General features: G+C 33.5%; 2 protein-coding genes. Both read right to left on the reverse strand.

Annotation, left to right across the window (positions count from 1 at the left end):
• Window positions 1–685 (reverse strand): transposase (locus tag F6K40_RS39840; protein ID WP_293145742.1); only part of this gene is annotated, 685 nt, incomplete at its 3' end.
• Between the two features lie 126 nt (window positions 686–811).
• A complete protein-coding gene (locus tag F6K40_RS39845) occupies window positions 812–1,291 on the reverse strand; it encodes a hypothetical protein (protein WP_293145745.1) in 480 nt (159 codons plus the stop codon).
• Between the last annotated feature and the right edge of the window lie 928 nt (window positions 1,292–2,219).

A 2,219-nucleotide genomic window follows, 5' to 3' on the forward strand; every position in this document is an offset into this window, starting at 1 on the left:
TCCCCTTCTTATAATTATAGAATTGATTAATTGATTTGACTGGTCTGCCGTTAATAATAAAGGGTTGAAAACCTTTTTTATTTGATGTTACAGTCGCCAAATTATTTACTCCCAAATCTACAGAAGCTACATAATAGTTATACAAATCTAATTTCACTTCAACAGATTCATAAACCACTTCTATAACATAGTAATTAAGCTTAGGAATAATTCTCACTTGTTGCAGAGAATCATAATTTATTTTACTGTCAAAAAATAGTTTACTTTTTGATAGTAATATCTTCTGATTTTTGACTAATTGAGGTTTACTAATTGCCTGCTTTGTGTAAACTAGAATATTCCTCCCTTTCTTTTTATGTTTATATTTTGGCAGTTGAGGACGGCTTTTAAACTTACTTGGACTTTGATAATAAGCTCTTATAGCGTGAAAAAAACTTTGCCAATTTTTATCTAAAAGAATCAAAACTTGCTGAGAAACTTTTGCTGGTATTGCTTGATAATCTACTCCCGACTGTAATAACTTTTGAACCTTGTTATAATCTAGATAATTTCCGTTATTAATAAACTCCTGTCTAACTATGTAGTTAGCCATGTTGTAAAGATTTTTAGACAAGAAAGCTAGAGCATCAAGTGATTTATAATTGGGATGATTTTTTTTAATAATAGTACGTTCTACTAACTGCATTATCCCTCTTGTAAAGATTTAACGAGCTGTTCTGCAATCCTTTCTTAGTCTAAGATATTTTTAGTTGTTTTCCTATGTTTTTCTATAAAATTAATAAAACTTTACAATACTGCCTACAGAAACAAACTATATATATATATAAAGTTGTTTGCTAGGTTGTCTTGCAGGATCTGATGAAAATTCATTATGTATAAATTCCACTGGCTCATAAGTATTAATCCACAAATGAGCGCCACATTTTGCCGGTTTGTAAGGTTCATAGACGATTTGGCAAGGACCTGGAATATATAACTCATAACCATAATCGTTCCGATCGCCGTCCTTAACAGAAAGGACTGGTTTCAATTTCTTTGGAGGCTTACCCTTATTACCTTTAATGTTGCTTTGATTAACATGAATCATTTTAGGTTCCTTGGGTTTTTCCTTGTGCCAGAGACCTTTCGGACCGCACCGAGCCGGAATGATTACAGGCATTCCATTCTCAGAAACTGGGATTTCCCAGAATCTACCATTTTTCTCAGCATCTTGGACTCTTCCTTGAGCCAATAAAACAAGCAGACGTTGACGAGAGATACCTAATAACATAGACGCTTCTCTAGTACCCATGATTTTTCTCTCAACTGTTGGACAATAGTCAGTGTATCATAAAAAAGTAACTTTCTCACTCGTTACCTAAAAATAAATGTAAATGAGATTATTCGTTTTGTTTTTGTTGAGAGGGTTTGCTGATTAAATCTCGCGGGCATTGACATATAAAGGCAAGTGCCTTTTTGGGATCTAAAAAGTGGCCGTTGCATAGTTGCCCCCTCCGAGCATCAAAAAATTTTCAGAGGAACCGATATTTACTCTGACTTTAACTATGGAAAAAATTTGAACCAGCCAAAATTTGAGAAATCCACCGATGGAAAATTTGCTATTTCCAGATTTGACCCTCCGAGCATCAAAAAATTTTCAGAGGAACCGATATTTACTCTGACTTTAACTATGGAAAAAATTTGAACCAGCCAAAATTTGAGAAATCCACCGATGGAAAATTTGCTATTTCCAGATTTTCCACTCCGAGCATCAAAAAATTTTCAGAGGAACCGATATTTACTCTGACTTTAACTATGGAAAAAATTTGAACCACTGAAAATTTGAGAAATCCACCGATGGAAAATTTACTATTTCCAGATTTTCCATTCCGAGCATCAAAAAATTTTCAGAGGAACCGATATTTACTCTGACTTTAACTATGGAAAAAATTTGAACCACTGAAAATTTGAGAAATCCACCGATGGAAAATTTACTATTTCCAGATTTTCCATTCCGAGCATCAAAAAATTTTCAGAGGAACCGATATTTACTCTGACTTTAACTATGGAAAAAATTTGAACCACTGAAAATTTGAGAAACCCACTGATGGAGAATTTGCTATTTCCAGATTTTCCACTCCGAGCATCAAAAAATTTTCAGAGGAACCGATATTTACTCTGACTTTAACTATGGAAAAAATTTGAACCACTGAAAATTTGAGAAATCCACCGATGGAAAA

It is taken from the genome of Okeania sp. SIO3I5, assembly GCF_010672085.1.
Taxonomy (GTDB): Bacteria; Cyanobacteriota; Cyanobacteriia; order Cyanobacteriales; family Microcoleaceae; genus Trichodesmium.